General features: G+C 74.5%; 22 protein-coding genes and 1 tRNA gene. 11 read left to right on the top strand and 12 right to left on the bottom strand.

All coding sequences use genetic code 11. The features are described from left to right. The first annotated feature begins 31 nt into the window (after positions 1–31). The 4 genes from LQU92_RS11870 to LQU92_RS11855 all read left to right on the top strand — a co-directional run bounded on the left by LQU92_RS11870 (position 32) and on the right by LQU92_RS11855 (position 4,464). On the top strand, positions 32–247 hold the full coding sequence (locus LQU92_RS11870) for a hypothetical protein (RefSeq protein WP_101850756.1): 216 nt from the start codon (positions 32–34) through the stop codon (positions 245–247). 268 nt (positions 248–515) lie between these two features. After that, positions 516–860 (top strand): Lsr2 family protein, encoded by a 345-nt coding sequence (locus tag LQU92_RS11865; RefSeq protein ID WP_230780941.1) that lies wholly within the window; start codon positions 516–518, stop codon positions 858–860. Between the two features lie 349 nt (positions 861–1,209). Then, a complete protein-coding gene (locus LQU92_RS11860; RefSeq protein WP_230780939.1) occupies positions 1,210–3,768 on the top strand; it encodes an ATP-dependent Clp protease ATP-binding subunit in 2,559 nt (852 codons plus the stop codon). A gap of 165 nt (positions 3,769–3,933) precedes the next feature. Next, on the top strand, positions 3,934–4,464 hold the full coding sequence (locus tag LQU92_RS11855) for an amino-acid N-acetyltransferase (RefSeq protein ID WP_101850754.1): 531 nt from the start codon (positions 3,934–3,936) through the stop codon (positions 4,462–4,464). Here the strand turns inward: LQU92_RS11855 and LQU92_RS11850 are convergent. Further along, complete coding sequence (locus tag LQU92_RS11850; protein WP_230780937.1) at positions 4,448–5,428, bottom strand: A/G-specific adenine glycosylase; 981 nt, start codon at positions 5,426–5,428, stop codon at positions 4,448–4,450. The two genes, LQU92_RS11855 and LQU92_RS11850, sit on opposite strands and share 17 nt — an antisense overlap. A gap of 24 nt (positions 5,429–5,452) precedes the next feature. On the opposite strand from LQU92_RS11850, the gene LQU92_RS11845 reads away from it, so the two are divergent. Continuing rightward, complete coding sequence (locus LQU92_RS11845) at positions 5,453–6,172, top strand: hypothetical protein (RefSeq protein ID WP_230780935.1); 720 nt, start codon at positions 5,453–5,455, stop codon at positions 6,170–6,172. Between the two features lie 10 nt (positions 6,173–6,182). Here LQU92_RS11845 and disA read toward each other — a convergent pair whose 3' ends face one another. The 3 genes from disA to LQU92_RS11830 are packed head-to-tail and all read right to left on the bottom strand — an operon-like array spanning position 6,183 to position 9,897. Continuing rightward, positions 6,183–7,259: a DNA integrity scanning diadenylate cyclase DisA gene (gene disA, locus LQU92_RS11840; protein WP_058858106.1), complete on the bottom strand. Its 1,077-nt coding sequence runs from the start codon at positions 7,257–7,259 to the stop codon at positions 6,183–6,185. An 8-nt stretch (positions 7,260–7,267) separates the two neighbouring features. Next, positions 7,268–8,695: a DNA repair protein RadA gene (gene radA / locus LQU92_RS11835; protein WP_230780933.1), complete on the bottom strand. Its 1,428-nt coding sequence runs from the start codon at positions 8,693–8,695 to the stop codon at positions 7,268–7,270. A 53-nt stretch (positions 8,696–8,748) separates the two neighbouring features. Further along, positions 8,749–9,897, bottom strand: coding sequence for an aromatic acid exporter family protein (locus LQU92_RS11830; RefSeq protein WP_101850750.1), 1,149 nt, complete (start codon positions 9,895–9,897; stop codon positions 8,749–8,751). Between the two features lie 292 nt (positions 9,898–10,189). Between LQU92_RS11830 and pstS (LQU92_RS11825) the strand changes: the two genes are divergently transcribed. The 4 genes from pstS (LQU92_RS11825) to pstB all read left to right on the top strand — a co-directional run bounded on the left by pstS (LQU92_RS11825) (position 10,190) and on the right by pstB (position 14,393). Beyond that, positions 10,190–11,302 carry a phosphate ABC transporter substrate-binding protein PstS gene (gene pstS / locus LQU92_RS11825; RefSeq protein ID WP_230780931.1) on the top strand — a complete coding sequence of 371 codons (1,113 nt, stop codon included), beginning with the start codon at positions 10,190–10,192 and terminating at the stop codon, positions 11,300–11,302. A 171-nt stretch (positions 11,303–11,473) separates the two neighbouring features. Next, positions 11,474–12,430: a phosphate ABC transporter permease subunit PstC gene (gene pstC, locus LQU92_RS11820; protein ID WP_101850748.1), complete on the top strand. Its 957-nt coding sequence runs from the start codon at positions 11,474–11,476 to the stop codon at positions 12,428–12,430. Then, positions 12,430–13,563 carry a phosphate ABC transporter permease PstA gene (gene pstA / locus LQU92_RS11815; RefSeq protein WP_101850747.1) on the top strand — a complete coding sequence of 378 codons (1,134 nt, stop codon included), beginning with the start codon at positions 12,430–12,432 and terminating at the stop codon, positions 13,561–13,563. Before pstC ends, pstA begins: the two co-directional genes overlap by 1 nt. Positions 13,564–13,613: 50 nt before the next feature. Next, on the top strand, positions 13,614–14,393 hold the full coding sequence (pstB, locus tag LQU92_RS11810) for a phosphate ABC transporter ATP-binding protein PstB (protein WP_101850746.1): 780 nt from the start codon (positions 13,614–13,616) through the stop codon (positions 14,391–14,393). A gap of 128 nt (positions 14,394–14,521) precedes the next feature. On the opposite strand, the gene LQU92_RS11805 is transcribed toward pstB, so the two are convergent. The 4 genes from LQU92_RS11805 to glsA all read right to left on the bottom strand — a co-directional run bounded on the left by LQU92_RS11805 (position 14,522) and on the right by glsA (position 19,013). Beyond that, entirely contained in the window at positions 14,522–15,538 is a 1,017-nt protein-coding gene (locus tag LQU92_RS11805) for an inorganic phosphate transporter (protein WP_101850745.1), read from the bottom strand. Between the two features lie 6 nt (positions 15,539–15,544). Continuing rightward, the gene (locus LQU92_RS11800; RefSeq protein ID WP_230780929.1) at positions 15,545–16,159 is read right to left on the bottom strand and encodes a DUF47 domain-containing protein; all 615 of its coding nucleotides are present in this window, start codon (positions 16,157–16,159) and stop codon (positions 15,545–15,547) included. 234 nt (positions 16,160–16,393) lie between these two features. Further along, a complete protein-coding gene (locus tag LQU92_RS11795) occupies positions 16,394–17,053 on the bottom strand; it encodes a hypothetical protein (protein WP_230780927.1) in 660 nt (219 codons plus the stop codon). A gap of 49 nt (positions 17,054–17,102) precedes the next feature. Then, positions 17,103–19,013 carry a glutaminase A gene (glsA, locus tag LQU92_RS11790; protein ID WP_230780925.1) on the bottom strand — a complete coding sequence of 637 codons (1,911 nt, stop codon included), beginning with the start codon at positions 19,011–19,013 and terminating at the stop codon, positions 17,103–17,105. A gap of 211 nt (positions 19,014–19,224) precedes the next feature. Between glsA and LQU92_RS11785 the strand changes: the two genes are divergently transcribed. Continuing rightward, positions 19,225–19,297: transfer RNA gene (locus tag LQU92_RS11785), tRNA-Lys, on the top strand. Positions 19,298–19,371: 74 nt separating this feature from the next. On the opposite strand, the gene pstS (LQU92_RS11780) is transcribed toward LQU92_RS11785, so the two are convergent. The 4 genes from pstS (LQU92_RS11780) to LQU92_RS11765 all read right to left on the bottom strand — a co-directional run bounded on the left by pstS (LQU92_RS11780) (position 19,372) and on the right by LQU92_RS11765 (position 23,858). Next, the gene (gene pstS, locus LQU92_RS11780; RefSeq protein ID WP_230780921.1) at positions 19,372–20,514 is read right to left on the bottom strand and encodes a phosphate ABC transporter substrate-binding protein PstS; all 1,143 of its coding nucleotides are present in this window, start codon (positions 20,512–20,514) and stop codon (positions 19,372–19,374) included. 105 nt (positions 20,515–20,619) lie between these two features. After that, a complete protein-coding gene (locus LQU92_RS11775) occupies positions 20,620–20,898 on the bottom strand; it encodes a hypothetical protein (RefSeq protein WP_230780919.1) in 279 nt (92 codons plus the stop codon). Beyond that, entirely contained in the window at positions 20,895–22,235 is a 1,341-nt protein-coding gene (locus LQU92_RS11770) for a S8 family serine peptidase (protein ID WP_230780917.1), read from the bottom strand. The genes LQU92_RS11775 and LQU92_RS11770 overlap by 4 nt, the downstream gene beginning before the upstream one ends. 102 nt (positions 22,236–22,337) lie before the next feature. Next, positions 22,338–23,858, bottom strand: coding sequence for an MFS transporter (locus LQU92_RS11765; RefSeq protein ID WP_230780916.1), 1,521 nt, complete (start codon positions 23,856–23,858; stop codon positions 22,338–22,340). A gap of 215 nt (positions 23,859–24,073) precedes the next feature. Here LQU92_RS11765 and LQU92_RS11760 point away from each other — a divergent pair, with 215 nt between their 5' ends. Continuing rightward, positions 24,074–25,870: an AMP-binding protein gene (locus LQU92_RS11760; RefSeq protein WP_230780915.1), complete on the top strand. Its 1,797-nt coding sequence runs from the start codon at positions 24,074–24,076 to the stop codon at positions 25,868–25,870. The last annotated feature ends 490 nt before the right edge of the window (positions 25,871–26,360 follow it).

The following is a 26,360-nucleotide window of genomic DNA, read 5'->3' as shown; positions in this document are numbered from 1 at the left end:
CCCCCCAGCACCGCGAGGGAGAATCACGTCCATGGAATACGTCGCCGTCCTGCTGCCGTCGATCTGTCTCGGCATCATCTTCTGGTTCGTCCTGCGCTGGATCATGCGCGGGGACCGCACCGAGCGCGCCGTGCAGGCCCGTTCGCAGGAGGACGCCGCGCAGTGGTACGAGCAGCTCAAGGCCCGCGACGGCGAGGACCTGCCCTTCGGCCGGCCCGACCGGCCGCGGCGCCGTCCCCGCGGCTGAGCGCCTTTCCGTCATTCCCATTCTTTTTCACGGTCGGCATTTCCGCCCGGAAATGACCGTCCCGCGTCTCGGTGACGATTTCCCGTCGAATATGTAGGATGAAACCGGCGACACCGGCAACGGTGTTCGCGGCGCCGCGTCGGAAATGCCCGGGGAGCCTTCCCGGTCCGTGCCGGAACGGCGACGGGGGATTTCCGCACCATTCCCGGCGGCCGTGAGGAAACGCCGGGACGACGAAGCGCCGAAAGGCTGAAGGGAAGACGCACCGATGGCACAGACCGTGAAGATCATCCTCGAGGACGACCTCGACGGGGGCCCGGCCGAGGAGACCGTCCGCTTCGGCCTCGACGGCGGCCAGTACGAGATCGACCTCTCCGAGGAGAACGCGGCCCGGCTGCGCGAGGCCATGCGCCCGTTCATCGCCAAGGCCCGCCGCGCGCAGGCCAAGCAGGGGGGCAAGCAGGCACGCACCGGCACCGCCCGCCCGGCCGGGCGCGGCAACCCGGACACCGCCGCCATCCGCCAGTGGGCCCGCGACAAGGGCTACGAGGTCTCCGACCGCGGCCGGATCCACCAGGACATCCAGAAGGCGTACTACGAGGAGAACTCCTGAGCGCCGAACAATTCCGGGCAGCCGCCCGCTGAAATGCCGCCCCGGGGCGGGACCGGTCCTCCGGTCCCGCCCCGGCGCATTTCCCGGATATCCCGCGGCGTTCCCCGTGGGCCTTTCCGGGGACGAGGCCCGGGGCATTTCCCGGGCGGCGGGACAATTCCTTTCCGGTGCCGGGCGGGAAACACGGTCGGCCGGTCGCGGCGGTCGGCGCCGGGACGCGAGGACGGCCCCGGCACGGGGCGCCCGCGCACCGGGCCCGTCGGGACGTCTCGCCGGTGGCGAACAGCCCCCCGCGGGCCCGCCCCGGTGCGTAGCATCGGGTGCAGATCATCGACGGAGGAGTATCCACATGTTCGAGCGTTTCACCGACCGCGCCCGCCGGGTCGTGGTGCTGGCCCAGGAAGAGGCCAGGATGCTCAACCACAACTACATCGGCACCGAGCATCTGCTGCTGGGGCTGATCCACGAGGGCGAAGGCGTCGCCGCGAAGGCGCTGGACTCCATGGGGATCACCCTCACCGGCGCCCGCGAGCAGGTCCAGGACATCATCGGGCCGGGCCAGCAGGCCCCGTCCGGGCACATCCCGTTCACCCCGCGGGCCAAGAAGGTCCTCGAGCTGTCCCTGCGCGAGGCGCTGCAGCTGGGCCACAACTACATCGGCACCGAGCACATCCTGCTCGGCATCATCCGCGCCGGCGAGGGCGTCGCCGCCCAGGTGCTCACCAAGCTGGGCGCCGAGCCGCAGAAGGTGCGCTCCACCGTGCTGGAGCTGATCTCCGGCTACCAGGGCGGCGGGACCCCCGAGAAGGAGGGCGCCGGCGTGCGCTCGGCCGGGCAGTCCGAGGGCGTGCCCGCCGGCTCGGCCGTGCTCGACCAGTTCGGCCGCAACCTCACCGCCGCGGCCCGCGAGGGCAAGCTGGACCCGGTCATCGGGCGCTTCCGCGAGATGGAGCGCGTGATGCAGGTCCTGTCCCGGCGCACCAAGAACAACCCCGTGCTCATCGGCGAGCCCGGCGTCGGCAAGACCGCGGTCGTCGAGGGCCTGGCCCAGGCGATCGTGCGCGGCGACGTGCCGGAGACGCTCAAGGACAAGCACCTCTACACCCTCGACCTCGGCTCCCTGGTGGCGGGCTCCCGCTACCGCGGCGACTTCGAGGAGCGCCTGAAGAAGGTGCTCAAGGAGATCCGCACCCGCGGCGACATCATCCTGTTCATCGACGAGATCCACACCCTCGTCGGGGCCGGTGCCGCCGAGGGCGCGATCGACGCCGCCTCGATCCTCAAGCCCATGCTCGCCCGCGGCGAGCTGCAGACGATCGGCGCGACGACCCTCGACGAGTACCGCAAGCACATCGAGAAGGACGCCGCGCTCGAGCGCCGCTTCCAGCCGATCCAGGTCGACGAGCCCTCCGAGGCCCACGCCGTGGAGATCCTCAAGGGTCTGCGCGACAAGTACGAGGCCCACCACCGGGTCTCGATCTCCGACGAGGCCCTCGAGTCCGCGGTGCACCTCGCGGCCCGCTACGTCTCCGACCGGTTCCTCCCGGACAAGGCCATCGACCTCATCGACGAGGCCGGCGCCCGCCTGCGCATCAAGCGGATGACCGCCCCGCCGGAGATCAAGGAGCTCGACGACCGGATCACCGAGGTCAAGCGGCAGAAGGAGGCCGCGATCGACGGGCAGGACTACGAGCTCGCGGCGTCCCTGCGCGACACCGAGCAGAAGCTGATCACCGAGCGCGAGGACAAGGACCGTGCGTGGCGCGAGGGCGGCGACGAGCTGGCCGAGGTCACCCCCGAGGTCATCTCCGACGTCCTCTCCGCCTCCACCGGCGTGCCGGTCTACAAGCTCACGGAGGAGGAGTCCGGCCGCCTGCTGCACATGGAGGACGAGCTGCACAAGCGGATCATCGGCCAGGACGACGCCATCAAGGCGCTGTCCCGCTCGATCCGGCGCACCCGTGCGGGCCTGAAGGACCCCCGCCGCCCCGGCGGGTCGTTCATCTTCGCCGGCCCCACCGGCGTGGGCAAGACCGAGCTGGCCAAGGCGCTCGCCGAGTTCCTGTTCGGGGACGAGGACGCGCTGATCACGCTCGACATGTCCGAGTACCAGGAGAAGCACACCGTCTCCCGCCTCTTCGGGGCCCCTCCCGGCTACGTCGGCTACGAGGAGGGAGGCCAGCTCACCGAGAAGGTGCGCCGCAAGCCGTTCTCCGTGGTGCTCTTCGACGAGGTCGAGAAGGCCCACCAGGACCTGTTCAACTCACTGCTGCAGATCCTCGAGGACGGCCGCCTCACGGACTCCCAGGGCCGCGTGGTGGACTTCAAGAACACCGTGATCATCATGACCACGAACCTCGGCACGAAGGACATCTCCCGGGCGGTGCCCGTGGGCTTCCAGACCGGGATCGACGACGTCTCGAACTACGAGCGGATGCAGGCGAAGGTGCAGGAGGAGCTCAAGGAGCACTTCCGCCCCGAGTTCCTCAACCGCGTGGACGAGATCATCGTCTTCCCGCAGCTGACCCAGGAGCAGATCGTCCAGATCGTCGACATGTTCGTCGGCCGCCTCCAGGAGCGGCTGCGCGACCAGGGCATGTCGATCTCCGTCTCGGACGCCGCGAAGGTGCTGCTCGCGCAGAAGGGCTACGACCCCTCGATGGGCGCCCGCCCGCTGCGCCGCACCATGCAGCGCGAGATCGAGGACCCGCTGTCGGAGAAGATCCTCTTCGGGCAGATCAGCTCCGGGGAGAAGATCAGCGTGGACGTCGAGGGCGAGGGCGAGCAGCGCTCCTTCGTCTTCACCTCGACCCCGATGGCCGACCTCACCGACGACGGCCTGGACGAGACCATGACCGGTTTCGAGCAGGCGGAGCTGGGCCGCGGGGACGGTCAGTCCCCGGCCTGACCCGGCCCCGGGAGGAGCAGCCGAGGGCCCGTGCGCACCGTGCGCACGGGCCCTCGGCCGTGCCCGGGGAGCGCGTCCGGGCCCCTCCGGCGTCCCCCGAAGTGGGGGCCGTCGCAGGTCGTCATCGCGTCCGGACCTGCGGGTTCACGAGCGTACACTCGGGACGTGACCGACCTCCGCCTGCGCCCCGCCCGCACCTCCGACGTCCCCGGGATCAAGGAGCTGGTGGCGCCGCTGGCCCTCGCCGGGGTGCTGATCAACAAGGACACGGTCGCCTACTACGAGGGCATCCAGGAGTTCCTCGTCGTCGAGGCCCTCGACGACGACGGCCGGGTCCACCTCGTCGGCTGCGGGGCGCTGCACGTGATGTGGCAGGACCTGGCCGAGGTCCGCACCCTCGCGACCTCCGAGGCGTGGCGCGGCCGGGGGGTGGGGGCCACCGTCCTGGCGGGGCTGGTCGAGCGGGCCCGCGCGCTGGGGGTCTCCCGCGTGTTCTGCCTGACCTTCGAGGTCGAGTTCTTCGGCCGGCACGGCTTCGAGGTGATGGCCAACCAGGAGCAGATCGACCCCGACGTCTTCGCCGAGCTGCTGCGCTCCCACGACGAGGGCGTGGCGGAGTACCTCGACCTCGCCCGGGTGAAGCCCAACACCCTGGGCAACACCCGGATGCTGCTCCAGCTCAGCCCGGAAGGCTGACCCCGCGCGCGTCCTCGGCCGCGAGCCCGTCCGCCAGCAGCCCCTCGAGGGCGCGGCGGCGCTGCTCCGGCGGGGCGTCCAGACCGTGCAGGCGCTCGAGGGCCCGCAGCCCCTCCGCCGGGAGGTGGACGAGGTCCGCCGGGTCCGCCGGGTCCAGCAGGTGCCGGGCCGGGACCGGCTCGGTGCCCGCCCGCAGCACCGCCAGCAGCGCCCCGCGCACCTGGCGGTCCGTGCCGTGCCAGGCCTGTCCCCGCGGGGTCTCCTCCGGGGCCGGGCGCCCCGCCGCGACCCACGCGCAGGCCCCGAGCAGCGGGCAGGCGGCGCACCGCGGGGCGCGGGCCGTGCACACCAGCGCCCCGAGCTCCATGACGGCCTGGTTCCAGGCCACCGCGAGGTCGTCGTCGGCGGGCATGAGCTCGTCGGCCAGGCGCGCCTCCGCGGCCGTCAGGGAGCGGGAGGGCAGGCCCCGCCCGGAGACCGCCCGGGCGTGGACGCGGCGGATGTTGGTGTCCACGACCGTGCGGCGGTCGCCGAAGGCGAAGACGGCCACGGCGGCGGCCGTGTAGGTCCCGACCCCGGGCAGCGCGAGCAGCGCCGCGTGGTCGGCGGGCACCTGCCCGCCGTGGCGGGCGACGATCTCCGTGGCGGCGGCGTGCAGCCGCAGCGCCCGGCGCGGGTAGCCGAGCCGGCCCCACGCCCGCACGGCCTCCCCGGCGGGCTCGGCCGCCAGGTCCTCGGGCCGGGGCCAGCGCTGCAGCCACGACCGCCACACCGGCAGCACCCGCGCCACCGGGGTCTGCTGGAGCATGAACTCGCTCACCAGCACGCCCCACGGCCCGCAGCGGGGGTCGCGCCAGGGCAGGTCGCGGGCGGCGCCGGCGTACCACCGGACCACGGCCTCGTGCAGGCCCGGCAGGTCGGGGTGCGCCGGGGCGGGGGAGGGCGTCGGGGCAACGGAGCTCATCCTCCCCACTGTAGCCTTGGGGGCATGGCGCAGAAGGGTTCCGGCAGCAGGTCCGGGGGAGGCAGCGGGCGCGGCCCGGACGGCGGCGCCCCGCGGGTGTCCGCGGAGGTCTACCGCCGCCGCCGGATCGTGGCCGCGGCCGCCGCGGTCCTGCTCGTGGTCCTCGTGGCCGTCGGCGTCGTCTCGGCCGTGGCCGCCCTCGTGGGCCCCGAGGAGCCGGCGGAGCAGGCCGCCCCGGAGGCGGTCGCGTCGGCCGGACCGACGTCGACCGAGCCGTTCGCCGACTTCACCCCGCGGCCGGAGAAGTCCTCCTCCGCCTCCCCGGGGGCTTCGGAGAGCCCCTCCGCGGCCCCGGCCGAGGAGTGCGGGGCCGAGCTCGCGGTGCGGGCCTCCACCGACCGCGAGAGCTACCCGCAGGACCTCGAGCCGCAGCTCGAGCTGACCCTGGAGAACACGGGGGAGGACCCCTGCCACGTCGACGCGGGCACGGCCCGGATGGCGTTCGTGGTCCGCTCGGGGGAGGACACGGTCTTCGACAGCCGGCACTGCCAGGTCGGCGGCGAGGAGCAGCGGGTCACCCTCGAGCCGGGCCGGGAGCAGGTGGCCCGCCTGACCTGGGACCGGGTGCGCACCCTCGAGGGCTGCGCGGCGGGCGGGGAGCCGGCGCTGCCGGGCCACTACCGCCTGGAGGTCTCCCTGGGGGAGCGCACGGGCGAGCCCGCGGCGTTCGTGCTCGAGGAGTGAGCCGCGGGGCTCACATGAAGCGCTCGAGCAGGCTCGTCTCGGCCATCCGGGACAGCGACTCGCGCACCGTGCGGGCCCGCTGCTCGCCGATGCCCTCCACGGCCTTGAGGTCCTCGAGGTTCGCGGCCATCAGCGACTGCAGGCCGTCGAACTGGCGCACGAGCCGGTTGGCCACGGCCCGCGGCATGGACTTGATGCCCTCCAGCAGGCGGTAGCCGTGCGGGTGCAGCTCGGTCTCGAGGCTGCCCGGGGTCTCCACGAGCCCCACGCACCCGGCGATGCGCTGCAGGTCGATCAGCTCGGTGGGCGTCAGCTGCGCGAGGCGCCCGAGGGCCTCCTCGACGTGGCCCGCCGGGACGTCCTCCGGGAGGTAGTCGCGCAGCACGACGTCGGGCCCCGGTCCGGTGCCGGCGGTGAGCTCCTCGAGCTGCAGGGCGATCAGCCGCCCGTCCACGCCGAGCTCGAGCACGTACCAGCCGATCTCGGCGGAGATCCGCCGGACCATCTCCATGCGCTGCAGCGTCAGGGCCACGTCCCGCACCGTGACGGAGGCCTCGATCTCCAGGGACGAGAGGTTGCCGAGGACCTGCTCCATGCGGTTGCTGTAGTGCTCCAGGGTCTGCAGGGCCTGGTTGGCGCGGGCCATGATCGACTGGGAGCCCTCGACGGCGTAGCGGGTCTCGCCCACGTAGATGGTGATGACGCTCATCGACTGGCTCACCGAGATCACCGGCAGGCCCGTCTCCTTCGCGGTGCGCTCGGCGGAGCGGTGGCGGGTGCCCGACTCGGTCGTGCCGATCGAGGCGTCGGGGACGAGCTGGACGCCGGCCTTGAGGATGCGGGTGGCGTCCTTGTCGCAGACGATGGCGCCGTCCATCTTGGCGAGCTCGCGCAGCTTCGGCGCGGAGAAGTCGGTGTCGATGTCGAAGCCGCCGGAGCAGATCGCCTCCACGGAGCGGTCGAAGCCCAGGACGACCAGCCCGCCGGTGCGCCCGCGCAGGATCCGCTCGAGGCCCGCGCGCAGCTCCGTGCCCGGGGCCAGCCGTGCCAGGGTTCTGCGCAGTGCGTCCTCAGGGGTCTTCGCCACGGTCCTCATCATACGGCCGCGGCGGTCTCCCGCCTCTGCCGCGGGCCCGCCCCGGCACCGGGGAAGAGCAGCTCCATGGCGTCGGAGATCGTGGTGACCTCCCGCACCGAGAACCCCTCCGGGACGGGGCCGGGACCGGTCGGGCTCGCGGGCACGACCGCGTGGGTGAAGCCCAGGCGGGCGACCTCCTGGATGCGCCGGCCGATCCCCGGCACGGGGCGCACCTCCCCGGCCAGGCCCACCTCCCCGAAGCACACGAGCCGCTGGGGGAGGGGCCGGTCCTGCGCGGCGGAGGCCAGGGCCATGGCCACGGCCAGGTCGGTGGAGGGCTCGGTCAGGCGCACCCCGCCCACGGTGGAGACGTAGCAGTCGAGGTTCGCGAGCCCCACCCCCGCCCGCCGCTGCAGCACGGCCAGCAGCATGGCGACCCGGGAGGACTCCAGGCCCGCGGTGGCCCGGCGCGGCTGGGCGGTCGAGGAGCGGTCCAGCAGAGCCTGCACCTCCGCCAGCAGCGGGCGGCGGCCCTCGAGGGTCACGGTCAGGCACGTGCCCGAGACCGGCAGGGCCGTGCGGGAGACGAACAGCCCGGAGGGGTCCTCGACGCTCGCGATCCCCGTCTCCGTGAGGTCGAAGCAGCCGACCTCGTCCGTGGGGCCGTAGCGGTTCTTCACCGCGCGCAGCAGCCGGATCCGCGAGTGCTTCTCGCCCTCGAACTGGCAGACCACGTCCACGAGGTGCTCGAGCAGCCGCGGCCCGGCGATCGAGCCGTCCTTGGTCACGTGGCCCACGAGCAGGGTCGTCATGTTCCGCTGCTTGGCGGCGGCGATGAGGGAGGCGGTGACCTCCCGGACCTGGGTGACCCCGCCCGCGGAGCCCTCGACCTCCGCACTGGCCAGGGTCTGCACCGAGTCCACCACGAGCAGGCGCGGGGCGATGCGCTCGATCTGGCCCAGGGCGGTCGCGAGGTCCGTCTCGGCCGTCAGGTACAGCGTGGGGGCCACGGCCCCGATCCGGTCCGCCCGCAGCTTCACCTGGGCGGCGGACTCCTCGCCGGTGACGTAGAGGACGTCGCGGGGGGCGTCCCCCGGCCCTTCGGCGAAGCGGGCGGCGACGTCGAGCAGCAGCGTGGACTTCCCGACCCCCGGCTCCCCGGCCATCAGCACCACCGCGCCGGGGACGAGCCCGCCGCCCAGGACGCGGTCCAGCTCCGGCACGCCGGTGGGCATCGAGGTGGCCACGGTCGCGTCGACCTGCGCGATCGGGCGGGCCGGCTCGGCGATGGAGCGGGCCGCCGTGGTGCGCGCCCGGTGCTCGCCGACCTCCTCGACGGTGCCCCAGGCCTGGCACTCCCCGCAGCGGCCCACCCACTTGGCCGTGGCCCAGCCGCACTCGGTGCAGCGGTAGGACGGGGTGTTGCGTCGGGTCCGTGTGCTCATGGCGCCAGGCTACCGATCCGGGCGGACACGCTGGGCGGGCAGGCGCCGCCGCCTCAGCCCCGGTCCCAGCCCTCGAGGCGGACCAGCTGGGCGCGGGCCTCGTCGTGGGTCATGCCCGCGGCCTCGAGCAGGTCCACGACCATGGGGCGCGTGTCCAGGACCAGGGTCTCGCCCTCCATGGTGCGCACGCCCATCCGGCCCGGGTGCAGCCGCCCGGCCACGTCCGCGAGCTCCGTGCGCGCCCGGCGCAGGTAGCTCTCCCGCGAGCCGGGGGAGGCCGAGGTGAGCGCGTGGCCCAGCGTCGTCACGGCGTCGCCGAGGTCCTCGAGGGCCCCGGTCAGGGACGCGACGGCCTCGTCGGAGAGGGTCACGTGGTTGAGCACGGACGCGGTGCGGCGGGCGAGCACGCGGGCGTTGCGCACGGCCAGGTCCAGGTAGTGGATGGAGTGCTCGAGGTGCTCCACCTCGGTGCGCCGGCCCCGGTACAGCGGCGAGGCGCGCACGATCTCCAGGGACGCCTGGAGCCCGGTGGTCACGGAGTCGATCAGCGGCTGGGTCTGGCGGGCGCGCACGAGGGCGTGCCACGCGGCCCGCGCGTCGTAGTCGGAGACGGCCCGGGCGGTCTCGCGCAGCACCCCCGCGAACTCCTCGACGAGGCGGCGCAGGTCCTCCCGGGGCTGCCGCCGCGGGTCGGCGGGCACGAAGTAGGCCATCGCGAGCGCGCACAGCCCCCCGACGACCGCATCGGTCGAGCGGGCGAAGACCCCGTCGGCGGACGGCGGCAGGAGCACCACGAGCACCGACTGCAGGCCCATCTGGGTGGTGAACAGCGTGCCGTTGTCCAGGAAGCGGGCGAGCAGGATCGAGGTCGTGAGCACCACGGCGGCCTGCCACACGCCGGTGCCCAGCACGTGGATCAGGGCGTCGCCCACGGCGATGCCGAGGGTGCAGCCGATCGAGACCTCCAGCACCCGGCGGTAGCGCAGCCCGCCCTTGGCGAAGCCCAGGGCGACCAGCGCGGCCGTGGCCGCGAAGATCGGCCCCGAGTGGCCCAGCAGGTGCTCGGCGATCACGTAGGCGCCCACGCTCGCGACCGTCATCTGGAAGGTCTGCAGCAGCCCGGAGCGCACCCGGGCCAGGCCCACCCGGGTGCGGGTGCGCACGGCGCGGGAGATCGCCCGCACGGGCCGGCTCGGCTGCATGCGGCCATCCTAGCGACGCGCCCCGGGGCCGCCCCGCCGGCCGCGACGCGCCCGGGCCCGGAGGTGCGGGAGGACCACGGGAGGAGCACCACAGCGCAGGACACGCCGGAGTTCACCCGGCGTTCACCTTCCCGGGCCACTCTGGCCACCTGCGCTCCCTAGCGTCTGTCCCCGAGGGGTCCGCCGGGAAGCCGCAGCGGACCTCGCACCACGGACCGGCTCTCTCCCGGACCGTGCCGGACAACTGCCCCGCGGCGCGGGGCACCACTGTGATCTGAAGGGGCTAGCACCAGTGAAGGTTTCCCACCTCGGCCGTTCCGCCGCCGTCCTCGCCATCGGCACCCTCGCCCTGACCGCGTGCGGGTCCGACAACGCCACGGGCGGGGGCTCGGGCGCCGAGACCTCGGCCGCCGGCGCCGGCGTCTCCGGCACCCTGACCGGCATCGGCGCCTCCTCCCAGCAGGCGGCCATGACCGCCTGGCAGAACGGCTTCCAGGAGGCCAACCCCGAGGCCCACGTCCAGTACTCCCCGGACGGCTCCGGCGCCGGCCGCGAGGCCTTCACCGCCGGCGGCGCCGACTTCGCCGGCACGGACGCCTACCTCGACGAGGAGGAGTACGAGGCGTCCAAGGAGGTCTGCGGGCCCGACGGCGGCTTCCACGTCCCGGCCTACATCTCCCCGATCGCGGTCGCCTTCAACCTCCCCGGCGTGGACACCGTGAACATGGACGGGCCGACGATCGCGAAGGTCTTCACCGGCGAGATCACGACCTGGAACGACCCGGCGATCGCCGAGCAGAACCCGGGGACCGAGCTGCCCGACACGCCGATCACCGTGGTCCACCGCAACGACGAGTCCGGCACCACCGAGAACTTCCAGGAGTACCTGGCCGCGGCCGCCCCCGAGGTGTGGACCGAGGAGGTCTCCGGCAACTGGCCCTCGCAGTGGGCCGCCGAGAACAACAAGGGCACCGCAGGCGTCGTGCAGTCGACCAGCGCCACCGAGGGCGCGATCACCTACGCCGACGCCTCCGCCGTGGGCGAGCTCGGCACCGTGGCCGTGGGCGTGGGCGAGGAGTACGTCGAGTACTCCGCCGAGGCAGCCGCGAAGGCCGTGGAGTCCTCCACCCCGGTCGAGGGACGCGCCGAGCACGACATGGCGATGGACCTCGAGCGCGACACCACCGAGTCCGGGGCCTACCCGATCGTGCTGGTGTCCTACCACCTGTACTGCTCGCAGTACGATTCCCAGGAGACCGCCGACCTGGCCAAGGCCTTCGGCGAGTACGTGATCAGCGAGGACGGCCAGCAGACGGCCGCCGACGCGGCCGGCTCCGCGCCGATGTCCGAGAACCTCCGCACCCAGGCGCAGGAGGCCCTCGAGAGCATCACCGCGGCCGGCTGACGCCGTTCCGACGATCCCGTCCGGCGCGGGACCGGGCCCCTGGGCCCGATCCCGCGCCGGACGGGACATTTCTGTGTGAGGAGCCTCCGGCGTGAGGCACGTCACCGGACCAGGCGCCGGGAGCGATCCCGCCCGGTGCAGCACGTTCCAGGCCACGAAGGGGCGCACGACATGTCCACCACCGTCACCACCGAGCAGCCCAGCGCGCTCGCCCAGGAGAGCCCCGGCGGGGGCCGCGCCGGCGACTCGGTCTTCGCCGGGCTCAGCCTCGGCGCCGGCATCCTGATCCTCGCCTCCCTGGCAGCCGTCGCGCTGTTCCTCTTCCTGGAGGCCCTGCCCACGTTCCAGGCCCCCGCCGAGGAGATCTCGGGCGGGGCCGGCTTCTGGTCCTACATCTGGCCGATGGTCATCGGCACGGTCATCGCCGCCGTCATCGCCCTCGTGATCGCCACCCCGATCGGGGTGCTCGTGGCGCTGTACATCTCCCACTACGCGCCCGCCCGGATCGCGAAGCCGGTCGGCTACGTCATCGACCTGCTCGCCGCGATCCCCTCGGTGATCTACGGCGCGTGGGGCACCACGGTGCTCGCGGGCGCGCTCGTGCCGTTCTACGACTGGCTGGCCGAGAACCTGGGGTTCATCCCCCTCTTCGCGGGCCCGGCCTCCCAGACCGGCAAGACGATGCTGACGGTGGGCGTCGTGCTGGCCATCATGATCCTGCCGATCATCACCGCGATGACCCGCGAGATCTTCGTCCAGACCCCGAAGCTCCACGAGGAGGCCGCCCTGGCCCTGGGCGCCACCCGGTGGGAGATGATCCGGATGACCGTGCTGCCCTTCGCCCGGCCCGGCATCATCTCCTCGGTCATGCTGGCACTGGGCCGCGCCCTCGGCGAGACCATGGCCGTGGCCCTCGTCCTCTCGGGCGGGCCGCTGACCGCCTCGCTGATCCAGTCGGGCAACCAGACCATCGCCGCGGAGATCGCCCTGAACTTCCCCGAGGCCTACGGCCTGCGCCTCTCGGAGCTCATCGCCGCCGGCCTCGTCCTGTTCCTGATCACCCTGGTCGTGAACATGGCGGCCCGCGCCATCATCGCCCGCTACAAGGAATTCTCGGGAGCCAACTGATGTCGACCGCACCCCTGCACCAGCAGACCTCGTCGCCGGGCGCCGCCGGCCGCCGCGCGAAGCTCACGCGGAACCAGCGGCCGGCCTGGCTCGTGCCCGCCATCGCCGTCGCCGCCGTCGTCGTGGGCGCGGCCCTGGCCGCGCTCGTGGGCTTCTCCACGGCCCTGTGGGCGGTCTTCGCCGCCGTGCTCTTCCTCGTCGCCGCGCCCCTGGCCGTCACGGCCGTGGAGGGCCGGCGCAAGGGCGCCGACTCCCTGACCACGTACCTGGTCCACACCGCGTTCGTGCTGGCCGTCATCCCGCTGGTCTCCGTGATCTGGACCGTGCTGGCCAACGGCGTCCCGGGCCTGACCTCCAACCTGCTGCTGACCTCCATGAACGGGGTCACGGGCGCGACCGACAACGCCGCGGCGGCGGGGGGGACCCCGGTGCTCGGCGGGGCGTACCACGCGATCGTGGGCACCGTCTCGATCACCTTCTGGGCCACGCTGATGTCGGTGCCCATCGGGCTGCTCACCGCGATCTACCTCGTGGAGTACTCCCAGGGCGGCTGGCTGGGGCGGGCGATCACGTTCTTCGTGGACGTGATGACCGGCATCCCCTCGATCGTGGCGGGCCTGTTCGCGGCCGCCCTGTTCGGCCTGATCCTCGGCCCCTCGACCCGCTTCGGGTTCGTGGCCGCCGTGGCGCTGACCGTGCTCATGATCCCCACGGTCGTGAAGAACACCGAGGAGATGCTCAAGATCGTCCCCAACGAGCTGCGCGAGGCCTCCTACGCCCTCGGGGTGCGCAAGTGGCGGACCATCACCAAGGTCGTCATCCCCACGGCGATCTCCGGCATCGCCTCGGGCGTGACCCTGGCGATCGCCCGCGTGATCGGCGAGACCGCCCCGCTGCTCGTGACCGCCGGCTTCGCCACGGCCATCAACTGGAACTCGTTCTCCGGCTGGATGACCACGCTGCCGACGTTCATCTACTACCAGATCATGACCCCGACCTCCCCGACCAACCCCGATCCCTCCGCCCAGCGGGCGTGGGCCGCGGCACTGATCCTGATCCTGATCGTCATGCTGCTGAACCTGGTCGCACGGCTGGTCGCCCGGGCCTTCGCGCCCAGGACCGCCGGGCGCTGACCCGGCCGGCCCCCGTACGCACCGTCGCGAGAAAGAAGCAAGGAACCCACATGTCCAAGCGAATCGACGTCGAGCACCTCAACGTCCACTACGGCACCTTCCTGGCGGTCGAGGACGTCAGCATGGGGATCGACGCCCGGTCGGTGACCGCGTTCATCGGTCCCTCCGGCTGCGGCAAGTCCACCTTCCTGCGCACGCTCAACCGCATGCACGAGGTCATCCCCGGCGCCCGCGCCGAGGGCAAGGTCCTGCTCGACGGCGAGGACCTCTACGGCCCGGGCGTGGACCCCGTGGTCGTGCGCTCCATGGTCGGCATGGTCTTCCAGCGGCCCAACCCGTTCCCCACGATGTCCATCCGGGACAACGTGCTGGCCGGGGTCAAGCTCAACAGCAAGCGGATCTCCCGCGGGGAGGCCGACGACCTGGTCGAGAGCTCCCTGCGCGGGGCCAACCTGTGGAACGAGGTCAAGGACCGCCTCGACCGTCCCGGCTCCGGCCTCTCCGGCGGCCAGCAGCAGCGCCTGTGCATCGCCCGGGCGATCGCGGTCAAGCCCGACGTGATCCTCATGGACGAGCCGTGCTCGGCCCTGGACCCGATCTCCACGCTGGCGATCGAGGACCTGATCAGCGAGCTCAAGCAGGACTACACGGTCGTGATCGTCACCCACAACATGCAGCAGGCCTCCCGCGTGTCCGACCGCACGGCCTTCTTCAACATCGCCGGCACCGGCAAGCCCGGCAAGCTCATCGAGTACGGGCCCACCTCGGAGATCTTCTCCAACCCGCAGGAGAAGCAGACCGAGGACTACGTCTCCGGCCGCTTCGGCTGAGCCCGGCCCGCCCGCACGACGACGGCGCCCGCCGCACCCCTCGGGGGAGCGGCGGGCGCCGTCGTCGTCCTGCGGGGCGCGGCCCCGCAGGCGGCCCGCGCGCGGGGCGCGGCCGCGGAGGGGTCGGGTCAGAGGAGGGGGGAGAGGGCGAGCAGGAGGACCGCGCCGACGAGCCCGCACACGGGGACCGTCAGCGCCCACACGACCAGGACCCGGGTGAGCACGCGGGCGTTGACGGTGCGGAAGCGCTGCTGCATCCCGGCGCCCAGGACCGCGGCCGCCGTGGTCTGGGAGGTCGACAGGGACACCGGGACCACGGTGCCGCCCAGGAACAGCAGGGAACCGGCCACGCCCTGGGCCACGGCCCCGCGGAACGGGTCGATGGTGATCATCCGCGACGAGAGGGTGTAGGCGATCCGCCAGCCGCCGAAGAGGGTGCCCGTGGCCAGCCCCGCCGCGACGAGCAGCACCAGCCACGGCGCGGTCCCGCCCTCGATCGGGGAGGGCAGCCCGGCGCACACGAGCAGCGTGGCGAAGACCCACTCGGCGCGGCGGCCGTGCATGATGCCGTGGCCGAAGGAGACGGCGGCCGCGCCGGTGGCGAGCACGAGGCGGGAGCGGAACGCGGTCGTGTTGACGTCCGCGTGGCGGTGCATCCGCAGCAGCGGCACGGCGAGCAGCCACGCCAGTCCGCAGGCCAGCGCGGGGGCCACGACCAGCGGGACGAGGACCTGGACGAGGGCGGTCGGGGTCAGGGGGCTCGTGGCGACCAGGCCCACGGCGTGCCCGCCCAGCAGCGCGCCGATCAGGCCGCCGAACAGGGCCGTGGTCGAGGAGGAGGGCAGGCCCCACCACCACGTGAGCAGGTTCCAGGCCACCGTGGTGGCCAGCGCGCACACCACGGCCGCGGAGCCGACCACGTCCTGGGGCACCGGTGCGCCCACGATCGCCCAGTCCGAGAGCAGGTAGGCGGCCGCGCCCACGCCGGCCACGTTGACCAGGGCGCTGAGCACGACCCCGACCTTCGGGGTCAGGGCGCGGGCGCGCACGGGCAGGGCCACCGCGTTCGGGGCGTCGTGGAAGCCGTTGACCACCGTGTAGGCCAGGGCCAGGACGAGGCCCAGGACGGTGAGGAGGATCAGCACGGCGGGTCAGGACTCCGCCACGACGATGCGGCCCACCTCGGTGGCGACCTGCCCCAGGGCCCTGGCGGCGCCCACGAACCGCTCCACGGCGCGCTCCCGGCGCAGCGCCTGGTGGGCGTTGTGGTGCTCCAGCAGGTGCGCCAGGTGCAGGTGGTGGATGCGCTCGGCCTGCTTGCCGAGCCGCAGCATCTCGTACCAGTAGTCGTCGAGGCCCTCGAAGCTGCCGAGGTCGCGCATGGCGCGGGTGGTCAGCTCGGACATCCGCACGATCACCCCGAGCTGGTCGGTGGCGTAGGAGGGCGGGCGGGTGAGCCCGTAGGCCACGTGCGCCTCGGCCACGGCCAGCAGCTCCTCGGCGGCCCGGTTGAGCCACTCGCCCAGGATGTAGACGTCCTGGCGGGGGAGGGGGATCGCGAAGGTCGAGCGCACGGTGGTCATCACCGAGAAGAACAGGTCGGTCGAGCGGGTCTCGCACGCGCGGATGCCGTCGAGCACCCCCACCGCGTGCTCGGGGCTGCCCAGCAGCTCCGAGAGCAGCCGCACCGCCTCCGTCACCTGCCCGGACATCTCGGCCAGCAGGTCCAGGACCTGCTCGTCCTCCGGGAAGATGCGAAGGGCCATCGGGTACCGTCCTGGGCGTCGTGCCGGGGCGCGCAGGGGCGACCGGCCGGGAGGGGAGGGGCGGTGCCGGACCGGGAACGCCTCTCGGCGGAAGGCCGCTCGCAGCGGCTCAGTGTTGGAGCCCGGGGTTACCGCGGCCCGGCACCTGCGTCCATGGTAGTCGACGGCTCCGGAGGGCCAAGCCGGCAGGGCGTGGCCCCGCCCACGCCCGCGGGGCGCCCGGTCCCGGGCCGCTCAGTCGAGGTGGCCGTGGCGCCAGGCCCGCGCGGCCGCCTCGAGCTCCTCGGCCGTGCGCTCCAGGCGCTGGGTGAGGGCCACGGTGCCCGGGCCCGCGGCCCGCGCGGCGCCCGGGCGCCCGGGGACGACGACGGGCAGCTGCCCGGTGTCGGCGAGGCGGATCCGCCCCAGGGCCGTCACCCGGCAGAAGGCGGCGAAGCGCTCGAGGGCGACGTCGAACTCGCCGTTGAAGGCCCCCGAGAGGATCGTGTCGGCCATCTCCGTGACCTCCTCCGCCCCGGGCGGCTCGGCCACCCCGGCCACCACGTGGGAGACCTGCGCCGTGCCGCGCCCGGCCGCGAAGTACCGGCCCATCCGCACGGGGTCCTTGCGCACGGACGCGCGCAGGGCGTAGAGCCGCCACAGCGCACCGGGCAGGGAGACCGCGGGGGCCTCGGCCCACATCTCGGCGATGCCCTCGAGGCCCTGCTCGTCGGTGAGCTCGATCAGCCGGCGGGAGATCTCCGGGTCGTCGCTGGCCCTGCCCCGGGAGACCAGGGCGTGGGCCGCGAGGTGGGCGGCCTCGGAGACGCGCGCCGGGTCCGGGCCGCCCTCGTAGGCGTCGAACTTCTCCGGGGAGAACTTCACCGGCTTGTGGTGGCGGGGCACGTCGCTCATGTCCACCAGGGTACGGCCGGGGCCCCGGGGCGGCCACGGCCGCCCCGGCTCACCAGTCGGTGGCGGAGGCGTGCACGGCGGCGTCCCGCCACTGCTGGTCGGCGCGCTCGTAGCCGTCCCGGGCCAGGGCCTGCCACAGCCGCAGGGCCAGCGGCGGGTCCTCCTGCTCCAGGGCGGCGAGCGCGTCCGGGTCCAGCACGCGGGCGGTGACGTCGGTGATCGCGCTCAGCGTCACCCGCTGCCGGTCGCCGGAGCCCAGGGCGAGCTCCCCGAAGCTCGTGCCGGGACCGAGGATCTGCAGCTCCACCCGCTCGCCGGCGGGGGTGCGCAGGGACATCGACACGTCCCCGCTGACCACGAGGTGGATGCCCGCGAACCGCTGGCCCGCCCGCAGGATGTTCTCCCCGGCCGACCACGTGCGCTCGGCGGTGCGCGCGCGCACGGCGGCGGCGTCCTCGGGGGAGAGCCGGGAGAGCAGCTCGGACTCCGCCGGCTTCACCCGGGCGGGCGTGCACTCCGGGCCGCCGTGCTCCTCGAGCAGCCGGTCCTCGACCCACTTGATCGCCGCGGCCCGGCTCGGGAAGACCTCGAGCGGGGGCCGGCCCCCGAAGGTGCCCACGAGGTCCTCGTCGGTGGCCACGACCACCACGGTCCGCCCCGCCTCGTGCAGCTCGGCGCGGGTGCGGGCGAGCAGCGGCAGGGCGTAGTCGGCGATCACGTCGACCCGGCGCAGGTCGACCACCACGTAGGAGGCCTCCACCGCGACCTCCCGCACCCGCCGCACGGCCGCCTCCGTGCCCGCGAACAGCAGGTCGCCCTGCAGCTCGACCACGACCGCGTCCTTGCCGTGGGCCTCCAGCACCGCCTCCGCCTCGGCGTTGCGGCGCACCAGCGAGGGGGACTGGTCGATCGGGTAGTCGGCGCGCACGGTCGAGCGGGAGACCCGGGCGGTGTGGGTGAAGTGCAGGTCGAGGTCCTGGGACAGGCGCTCGCAGGCCAGCACGCCGCGCACGCTGTTGCCGTGCCGGTCCAGGGGCGGGGAGAATGTGGCCACCGCGAGCTCGCCCGGCAGCACCGCCACGATGCCGCCGCCGACCCCGGACTTGGCGGGCAGCCCGACCCGGACCATCCACTCCCCGGCGTCGTCGTACATCCCGCACGAGCTCATCACGGACAGCACCCGCGAGACCGTGCGCGGGTCGAAGACCTCCTCGCCCGTCAGCGGGTTCGTGCCGGCGTTGGCGAGGGTCGCCCCCATGAGGGCCAGGTCCCGGCACGTGACGAGGATCGAGCACTGGGCGAAGTAGTCCTCCAGGGCCTGCATCGGATCGCCCTCGATGATCCCCGCCGCGGCCAGCAGGTAGCCCAGGGCCCGGTTGCGGTTCCCGGCGGCGGACTCCTGCTCGAGGACCTCGGGGCTGATCGAGAGGTCCCGGCCCGCGCACCGGGAGTAGGCCGCGCGGATCCGGTCCCGGCGCAGCTCCCGCTCGCTGTCGGGCACGAGCCAGGTCGAGGCGATCGCCCCCGCGTTGATCATGGGGTTCGCGGGCCGGCCCGTGCCCGGCTGCAGGGAGATCTCGTTGTAGGCGTCGCCGCTGGGCTCGACGTCGATCCGGTCGTGCACGGCCTCGGCGCCGAGGTCCTCGAGGGCCAGCGCGTAGGTGAACGCCTTGGAGATCGACTGGATGCTGAACTCGTCGCCGGTGCAGCCGGCCTCGTAGACGTGGCCGTCCGCGGTGGCGATGACCACGCCGAAGCGCTCCGGGTCCGCCTGGGCGAGCGCGGGGATCGAGGTGCTGGGCTCGCCGCCGCGCGCGTCGCGCAGCTGCGCCACGACCTGCTCGAGGTACTCGGTGATCGCGGAGGGGCCGAACAGGCGCTGCTCCTCGCCGGAGCGGTCCTCGGCGGGGGCCCCGCCGTCGCGGGGGCGGGTGCTGTCCTCGGTGCGGCGGTCCGGCACGGTGGTTCCTCCGAAGGGGCTTCCGGTCGGTCCCGCCGGGGCTCCGGCGGGACGGCGGCCCGCCGTCGAGGGGCGGGGCGGACGACGCCGGTCCCACTCTAGGCCAGCCGGCCGCGCGCCCTCCCGGGGCGGGCGCCGGGACCTGCTGGGCGCCCGGGGCCGTGCGGTACAGTGGTGCCCGCTCCGCGGCGGTCCGCCCGTCCCGGGGCGCGGGCCTCTAGCTCAGCTGGTAGAGCAGTGGACTTTTAATCCATGGGTCGTGGGTTCGAGCCCCACGGGGCCCACCGCGTGCGGCGACGGCCGCGGACCGGCGAGGTCCGCGGCCGTCGCCGTGCCCGCTCCCGGGCGGCCCCGGGGCTCAGCGCACCCGGATCGAGTCGATCGCCGCGTGCGCCTCGGCCGTGAGGTTCTCCGGCAGCGGCGCGCTCTTGACGGCCTCGGAGGAGGCCCGCTGGCCCTCCTCGCTCACCACGTAGTGGCCGAAGGCCTGGGCGAGCTCCACGAGGGCGGGGTCCTCGTAGCTGGTGCAGTAGATGTGGTACGACGCCAGGACCACGGGGTAGGCGCCCGGGACGTCCGGCTCCCGGTCGATGTCCAGGGCGATGTCGTGCTCGGCGGTGCCCTCCACGCGGGTGGCCGCGCCCACGGCCCTTCCGGCGGCCTCGCCCGAGACGGCCACGTACTCGTCGCCGACCTTCACCCGGGCCTTGCCCAGGGACTCGTCGACGAGGGAGTCGTCGGCGTAGGTGACCGCGCCCCGGGTCTCCCCGGTGAGGCTGACCACGCCCGCGTTGCCCTGCGCGCGCTCCGTGGGCAGCTCCGCGGGCCAGCTGCCGTCCTCCTCGTCCGGCCAGGCCTCCGGTGCGACGGCGTGGAGGTAGTCCGTGAAGTTCTCGGTGGTCCCGGAGTCGTCCGCGCGGGCGATCGGGGTGATGCGCAGGTCCGGCAGGTCGGCCTCCGGGTTCTGCCGGGCGATCGCCGGGTCGTCCCACCGGTCGATCCCGCCGCGGAAGATCTGCGCGATCGTCGTCGCGTCGAGGTTCAGCTCCTGGATCCCGGGCAGGTTGAAGGCGACGCTGATCGGGGAGATGTAGACGGGGATGTTGAGCGCCCCCTCCGGGCCGCAGAACTGCCGCACCTCCTCCTGCTCCTCGGCGTCCAGGTAGGCGTCCGAGCCGGCGAAGTCGGTGCCTCCGCCCACGAGCGCGCTGCGGCCCGCGCCGGAGCCGGCGGAGAGGTACTGCACGCGCGCGTCCGGGTGCTCGGACTCGAAGCCGCTGCGCCAGGTGAGCATGGCCGCGTTCTGCGCGGAGGAGCCCACGCCCGTGAGGATCCCGGAGAGGTCGGAGCCGCCCTGCTCGGCCGCCCGGCGCTGCTCCTCGCCCAGCGGGTAGTCGGACCCGCAGCCGGTGAGGGCCAGCAGGGCCGCGGCCGGCACGGCGGCGGCACGGAGGGCGCGGGTGCGCAGGAGGCGCCGGGGCGCGCGCTGGGGCTCGGTCACGGGTGGAACTCCTCGGGGACGGGGGAGACGGGCCGGGTCGGTCGCCCAGCCTACCCGGCGGGCGGCGGGCCCACGACGGCGGGGGGCCGCCGGCGGCCCGGCCGGTCACTGCACCGGCGCGTCCGGGGGCGGCAGCCGGTGCTCCCGCTGCTCCTCGACACCGGCCACGCCCTCGACCCCGCGCACCGCCGGCAGGCGCGCGGCGGGCAGCTCGCCCGTGACGAGCCCCAGCACGGCCAGGACCTGGTCGACGTGCATGCCCTCCGCGCGCAGGTGCGTGCACACCGACTCCATCGCCGTGCGGTGGGCGTCGTCGACCACGACCGTGACGCGCACCGTGGCGCGCGCCGCGGGGGCCCCGTCCTCCGGCCGCCGCCCGCTCACCGCGGCGCCACCACCAGGCCGGAGCCGACGTCCACGGACGGTGCGGGCAGCCGGTGGGCCTCCTGCACGAGCACGGCCCACAGCTCCCGGCCGCGCCGCCCGGTGGCCTCGGCCCACAGGGCGGCGACCCCGGCGGCGTGCGGGGCCGCCATGCTCGTGCCGCTGATCGTGCGGTGGCGCTCCGGCATCGGCCACGCCGAGCGGACCTCGAGCCCGGGGGCGGCGAGGTCCACGTGCCCGCCGCGCACCGGCAGGCTGCGGGCGGAGAAGAAGGCGGGGTCGAGCTGGTGGGTGAGCGCCCCGACGGCCATCACGTGCGGGCTGTTGGCGGGGGCCCCGACGAAACCGGGGTCGCCGTTGACGCGGTCGGCGTTGTTGCCGGCCGCGGCCACGAGCAGCGTCCCCCGGTCCAGGGCCCGCAGCCCCGCGGCGGTGTAGGTGGGGGAGACCTCCCGGACGTCGGAGCCCAGGGACAGGGAGACGATGTCGCACCGTTCGGCCAGCGCCCACTCGATGCCGGCGAGGACCTGGGCGTCGGCGCCCGAGCCGTCGTCGGCGAGGACCTTGCCCGCGAGCAGCACGGCGCCGGGGGCGGTGCCGTAGCGGGGGCCCTCGGCGGGGGCGGCCGGGCCGGCCACGGTCCCGGCGCAGTGCGTCCCGTGCCCGTGGCCGTCCTGGGCGCTCTCCCCGGGGACGAACGAGCGCGCCGTGACCTCCCGCCCCGCGACGTCCGGGTGCCCGAGGTCCAGCCCGGTGTCGAGCACCGCGACCCGCACGCCGGCGCCGGTGAACGGCGAGCCCACCGCCTGCACGGCCTGCAGCCCCCAGGTCGAGGCGTGGTCGTCGCGGAACACCGGCGGCAGCGGCACGGGCGGGGACGGCTCGGACGGGGGCGTGCCGGGCGGGGGCTGCCCCGGGCGCCCGGGCGGGGCGGCCCGGCCCAGGAGCCGGGCGCCGAGGTCGGCGACGCCGTCCCGGTAGCCCGCGACGTAGCCGTCCGGCTCCGGGGCGGGACGGTCGGCCAGGACGCGGTGGACCAGCTCCGGGGCCACGGCGAGGACGGGCGGGTGCTCGATCGGCGGGCCCAGCAGCGGGGCGAGCCGGGAGCGCTCGCACGCGACGACCGCCATGTGCAGCTCCGGGAACAGCAGCGCCTCGACGTCCTCGCCGCCCGTCCCGCCGAGGACCTCGGTGCCGGGGGCCGAGCGCGTGAGCCCGGCCGCCCGCAGGGCCGGCCGCGGGTCGTCGAGGCCCGGGTCCAGGACGAGGACCCACCGGCCGGTGGTGCCCGGCTGCGGGGGCGGGGTGCCGCCGGTCGGGCGGTTGGGCTCGAGCACGGTCTCGCTCCTCCTCGGACGGGCTGCGGTGGTGCAGCCGGCTTGCCCGCCATTGTGCGCCCGTCCGGCGGCGGGCGACACCCCCGGGAGGACGCGGGGCCGTCAGCGCGCGGCGGGCTGGCGGCGCAGCAGCAGGCGCACGAGGACGGCGGTCGCCGCCAGCAGCCCCGCCCCGATGGCGGCGGAGGCGTGCACCCCGGTCTCGAAGGCCCCGACGGCGGAGGCCAGCAGCTGCCCGGCGGTCGCCGCGTCCAGGTCCCCGGCCACGCCGACCGCCCCGCCGAGGGTCTCGGCGGCCACCGCCGCCTGCTCCGGGGACAGCCCCGGCGGCGGGGCGAAGGCGCGGGCGTAGCCGGCCGTCACGGCGGTGCCCAGCACGGCGACCCCGAGGGCGGCCCCCAGCTCGTAGGCGGTCTCCGAGATTGCGGAGGCCGCTCCCGCCCGCTCCGGCTCGACCTCGGCGAGCACCAGGTCCCCCGCGAGGGTCTGGGCCGCGCCCGAGCCGATGCCCGTCACCACGAGCGCGGCGACCAGCACCGTGCCGTCGGAGAGGTCCCCGAGGGCCACCATGAGGAAGCCCGCGGTCATCACGGCCAGCCCGGCCGGGACCACGACCGCCGGGGGCACCCGCCGGGCCACCCGCACGGCGACCAGCCCGGAGAGGATCGTGGCCGCGGCGCCGGGCACCAGGGCCAGTCCTGCCCGCAGCGGGGGCAGGCCCTCGACGAGCTGCAGGTGCTGGGAGACGAAGAAGAGGAAGCCGATGAACACGGTGCTGGCCACGAGGTTGTTGACCAGTCCGCCGGTGAAGACGCGGCGGCGGAAGAGCCGGACGTCGAGCATGGGCACCGGCCGGCGCAGCTGGCGGTGCACGAACGCGGTGCCCGCGAGCAGCGCGGCGGCCCCGGCCGCCGCCGCGGCCGGGGAGGCGCCCGCCGCGCCGGTGGACTTCAGGGCCCAGACGGCGCCCAGCATCGCGGCCAGCACGAGCGCGGCGCTGACGAGGTCCACCGGCCCGGGCCGCGGGTCGCGCGACTCCGGCACGAGCACCGGTCCCAGCACGAGCAGGGGCACGAGCACCGGCACGGCCAGCAGGAACACGGACCCCCACCGGAAGTGCTCCAGCAGGACCCCGCCCACCACGGGCCCGAGCACGCCCCCGGCGGAGAAGCCGGTGGCCCAGACGGCGATCGCGGTCCGCCGCTGCACGGTGTCCCGGAACAGGTTGCGGATCAGGGACAGGGTCGCCGGCATGAGCATCGCCCCGAAGACGCCCAGCACGGCCCGGGCGGCCACGAGCGCCGGCCCCGAGGGCGCGAAGGCCGCGAGGGCGGAGACCGCGGCGAAGCCGGTGCTGCCCACGAGCAGCAGCCGGCGCCGGCCCACCCGGTCCCCGAGCGCGCCCATGGGCACGAGCAGCCCGGCCAGCACGAGCGGGTAGGCGTCGACCATCCACAGCAGCTGCCGGCCGGTGGGGCGCAGCTCGAGGGAGATCTGCGGGAGCGCGAAGTGCAGCACCGTGTTGTCGACGGAGATCAGCAGCACCGGCAGCATCAGCACGACCAGCGCGCCCCACTCGCGGGCTCCGGCCCGGGCGGGGGCGTCGGGGGCTGGGGGCGTCATGGGGCGGGGCCTCCTGGGCTCGCGGGGTGCGGGCTCCCATCCTCCCAGAGCCGTCCGGCGGTGCCGGTCGGGACCGCGCCGCGCACCGGGCCGCCGGGGCGGGACAGGCCCCGCACCGGGCCGCACCGGGCCGCCGGGTCCGGCGGGGGCTGCGCACTAGACTGCACCGGAAGGCCGGGCCGGCCGGGCCCGGCGGGAGCGAGGAAGAGGTCCCCATGGTGGAGGCGCACCCCACGAGCACGGCGTCCGGCGCGGAGCAGGACGTCTCCCGGCAGTACGAGGCGGTCCGCGACCGCCTCGTCGAGCTGCGGGAGGACTACGAGCGGGCCTGCGAGGAGTTCCGCTGGCCCCGGATGGAGCGGTTCAACTTCGCCCTGGACTGGTTCGACCACGTGGCGGCGGACCCGCGGCGCGGGGCCCGCGACGCCCTGTGGATCGTCGACCAGGACGGCACGGAGACCCGCCGCACGTTCCGCGAGCTCTCGGCGGCCTCCGACCGCACGGCCTCGTGGCTGCGCGGGCTCGGCGTGGGGCGCGGGGACCGGATCCTGCTGATGCTCGGCAACCGGCTGGAGCTGTGGGAGACGCAGCTGGCGGGGATGAAGCTGGGCGCCCCGGTGATCCCCACCGCGGTGATGATGCCCCCGGCGGACCTCGAGGACCGCGTGCGGCGCGGCCGGGTCTCGTGGGTCGTCACCGACGCCGCCAACGCCGGGAAGTTCGCCTCCGTGCCGGGGGACTACGGGCTCGTCGTCGTCGGGGACGAGGCGGAGCTCGCGGCCGTGCCCGGGGGGCTGGGCCGGCCCGTGCACGCCTACGCCGAGGCGGCGCAGGCCCCCGGGGAGTTCGTCCCCGACGGGCCCACGAGCGCGCACGACCCGCTGCTGCTGTACTTCACCTCGGGCACGACCTCCCAGGCCAAGCTCGTGGAGCACACCCACTACTCCTACTCCTACGGGCACCTGTCCACGGTGTACTGGATGGGCCTGCGCCCCGGGGACGTGCACCTGAACATCGCCTCCCCGGGCTGGGGCAAGCACTCGTGGTCGAACTTCTTCGCCCCGTGGATCGCCGAGGCCACCGTCTTCGTGCACAACCAGGAGCGCTTCGACGCCGCCGGGCTGATGGCGCAGATGGACCGGGCCGGGGTCACCAGCTTCTGCGCCCCGCCCACCGTGTGGCGGATGCTCATCCAGGCCGACCTCGGGCAGGTGCGCCGCCCGCCGTCCTCGGCCGTCTCGGCGGGCGAGCCCCTGAACCCGGAGGTCATCCGGCGGGTGCAGGAGGCGTGGGGGGTGACGATCCGCGACGGCTACGGCCAGACGGAGACCACGCTGCAGATCGCCAACACCCCCGGTCAGCCGGTCGTCCCGGGGGCGATGGGCCGGCCGCTGCCGGGCTTCGTCGTCGAGCTCTTCGACCCGCAGACCGGGCGGCGGTCCGACGAGGGGGAGATTTGCCTGCGGGTCGACGACGCCCCGCCGGGCATCATGGCCGGCTACATCGACGAGCCGGAGCGCACCGCGGAGGTCGTCAAGGACGGCTGGTACCACACCCGGGACATCGCCCGCCGGGACGAGCAGGGCGTCTACACCTACGTGGGGCGCACCGACGACGTCTTCAAGGCCTCCGACTACCGGATCTCGCCGTTCGAGCTGGAGTCCGTGCTCATCGAGCACCCGGCCGTGGCCGAGGCCGCGGTGGTCCCCGCACCGGACCCGGTGCGCCACGCCGTGCCGAAGGCCTACCTCGTGCTCGCCGGCGGGGCCGAGCCCACCCGGGAGCTCGCGGGCGAGATCCTGCGCTACGCCCGGGAGCACCTGGCTCCCTACAAGCGCGTGCGCAAGGTCGAGTTCACGGACCTGCCCAAGACGATCTCCGGGAAGATCCGGCGCGTCGTGCTGCGCGAGCGGGAGGAGGCCGCCGGGCGGGACGCCTCCGCGCCCGGCCGCCCGGACGCGGGGCTCGGCGTGGAGTGGACCGAGGCGGACTTCCCCGGTCTGCGCGGCTGAGCCGCGGGACGAGCGCCGCGCCGGGACCCGCGACCGCGGGTCCCGGCGCGTGCAATGTGACGTAACCCACTCGAGCGCCGCATCTCGGGGTGTGGGCCGTTCGGGGGACGGGACGGCGCGTCGCTCGTCCCCACTTCCTGCCACAGGACGGGCGGGACACTGTCCGACGACAGACCGAGTGCCTTGGCAAATCCATCATTGACCAGTGCAAACCCATGAATCCGGGTCTTTGTCGGCCGTTCGGCAGGCCGCACCGGGGACCGTGACAGGACCGGGGAACCCTGCCACGATGATCGTGATCGGTCGCCCCACGGGGAGGACCGAACGGCCCGCCGGGGGGCGGGCCGGACCGCGGTCCGTCGGGGGACGGACCGCCCGCACGAGGCATCGGGGGGTGCCGGTGCGGACCGGTCCGCCGGAAGGCGGACCACCGGGAGCGCCGCTGGGGAGCGGTGGTTCCCGCACAGGCGAGTCTCTGCTCGCCACCGGC

It is taken from the genome of Kocuria sp. LUK (genome assembly GCF_021012935.1).
Classification (GTDB): domain Bacteria; phylum Actinomycetota; class Actinomycetes; order Actinomycetales; family Micrococcaceae; genus Kocuria; species Kocuria flava.
Note: the sequence above shows the minus strand (reverse complement) of the source record. Positions and strands in the feature narration are given on the sequence as shown.

Bases quoted from the DNA above. Each gene is read 5' to 3' on its own strand.
- LQU92_RS11850 (WP_230780937.1), bottom strand. From the start codon at position 5,428: ATGAGCTCCGTTGCCCCGACGCCCTCCCCCGCCCCGGCGCACCCCGAC.
- LQU92_RS11870 (WP_101850756.1), top strand. From the start codon at position 32: ATGGAATACGTCGCCGTCCTGCTGCCGTCGATCTGTCTCGGCATCATC.
- LQU92_RS11765 (WP_230780916.1), bottom strand. From the start codon at position 23,858: ATGACGCCCCCAGCCCCCGACGCCCCCGCCCGGGCCGGAGCCCGCGAG.
- pstC (WP_101850748.1), top strand. From the start codon at position 11,474: ATGTCCACCACCGTCACCACCGAGCAGCCCAGCGCGCTCGCCCAGGAG.
- LQU92_RS11860 (WP_230780939.1), top strand. From the start codon at position 1,210: ATGTTCGAGCGTTTCACCGACCGCGCCCGCCGGGTCGTGGTGCTGGCC.
- LQU92_RS11800 (WP_230780929.1), bottom strand. From the start codon at position 16,159: ATGGCCCTTCGCATCTTCCCGGAGGACGAGCAGGTCCTGGACCTGCTG.
- LQU92_RS11830 (WP_101850750.1), bottom strand. From the start codon at position 9,897: ATGCAGCCGAGCCGGCCCGTGCGGGCGATCTCCCGCGCCGTGCGCACC.
- LQU92_RS11760 (WP_230780915.1), top strand. From the start codon at position 24,074: ATGGTGGAGGCGCACCCCACGAGCACGGCGTCCGGCGCGGAGCAGGAC.
- pstB (WP_101850746.1), top strand. From the start codon at position 13,614: ATGTCCAAGCGAATCGACGTCGAGCACCTCAACGTCCACTACGGCACC.
- radA (WP_230780933.1), bottom strand. From the start codon at position 8,695: ATGAGCACACGGACCCGACGCAACACCCCGTCCTACCGCTGCACCGAG.
- LQU92_RS11795 (WP_230780927.1), bottom strand. From the start codon at position 17,053: ATGAGCGACGTGCCCCGCCACCACAAGCCGGTGAAGTTCTCCCCGGAG.
- LQU92_RS11865 (WP_230780941.1), top strand. From the start codon at position 516: ATGGCACAGACCGTGAAGATCATCCTCGAGGACGACCTCGACGGGGGC.
- LQU92_RS11845 (WP_230780935.1), top strand. From the start codon at position 5,453: ATGGCGCAGAAGGGTTCCGGCAGCAGGTCCGGGGGAGGCAGCGGGCGC.
- pstA (WP_101850747.1), top strand. From the start codon at position 12,430: ATGTCGACCGCACCCCTGCACCAGCAGACCTCGTCGCCGGGCGCCGCC.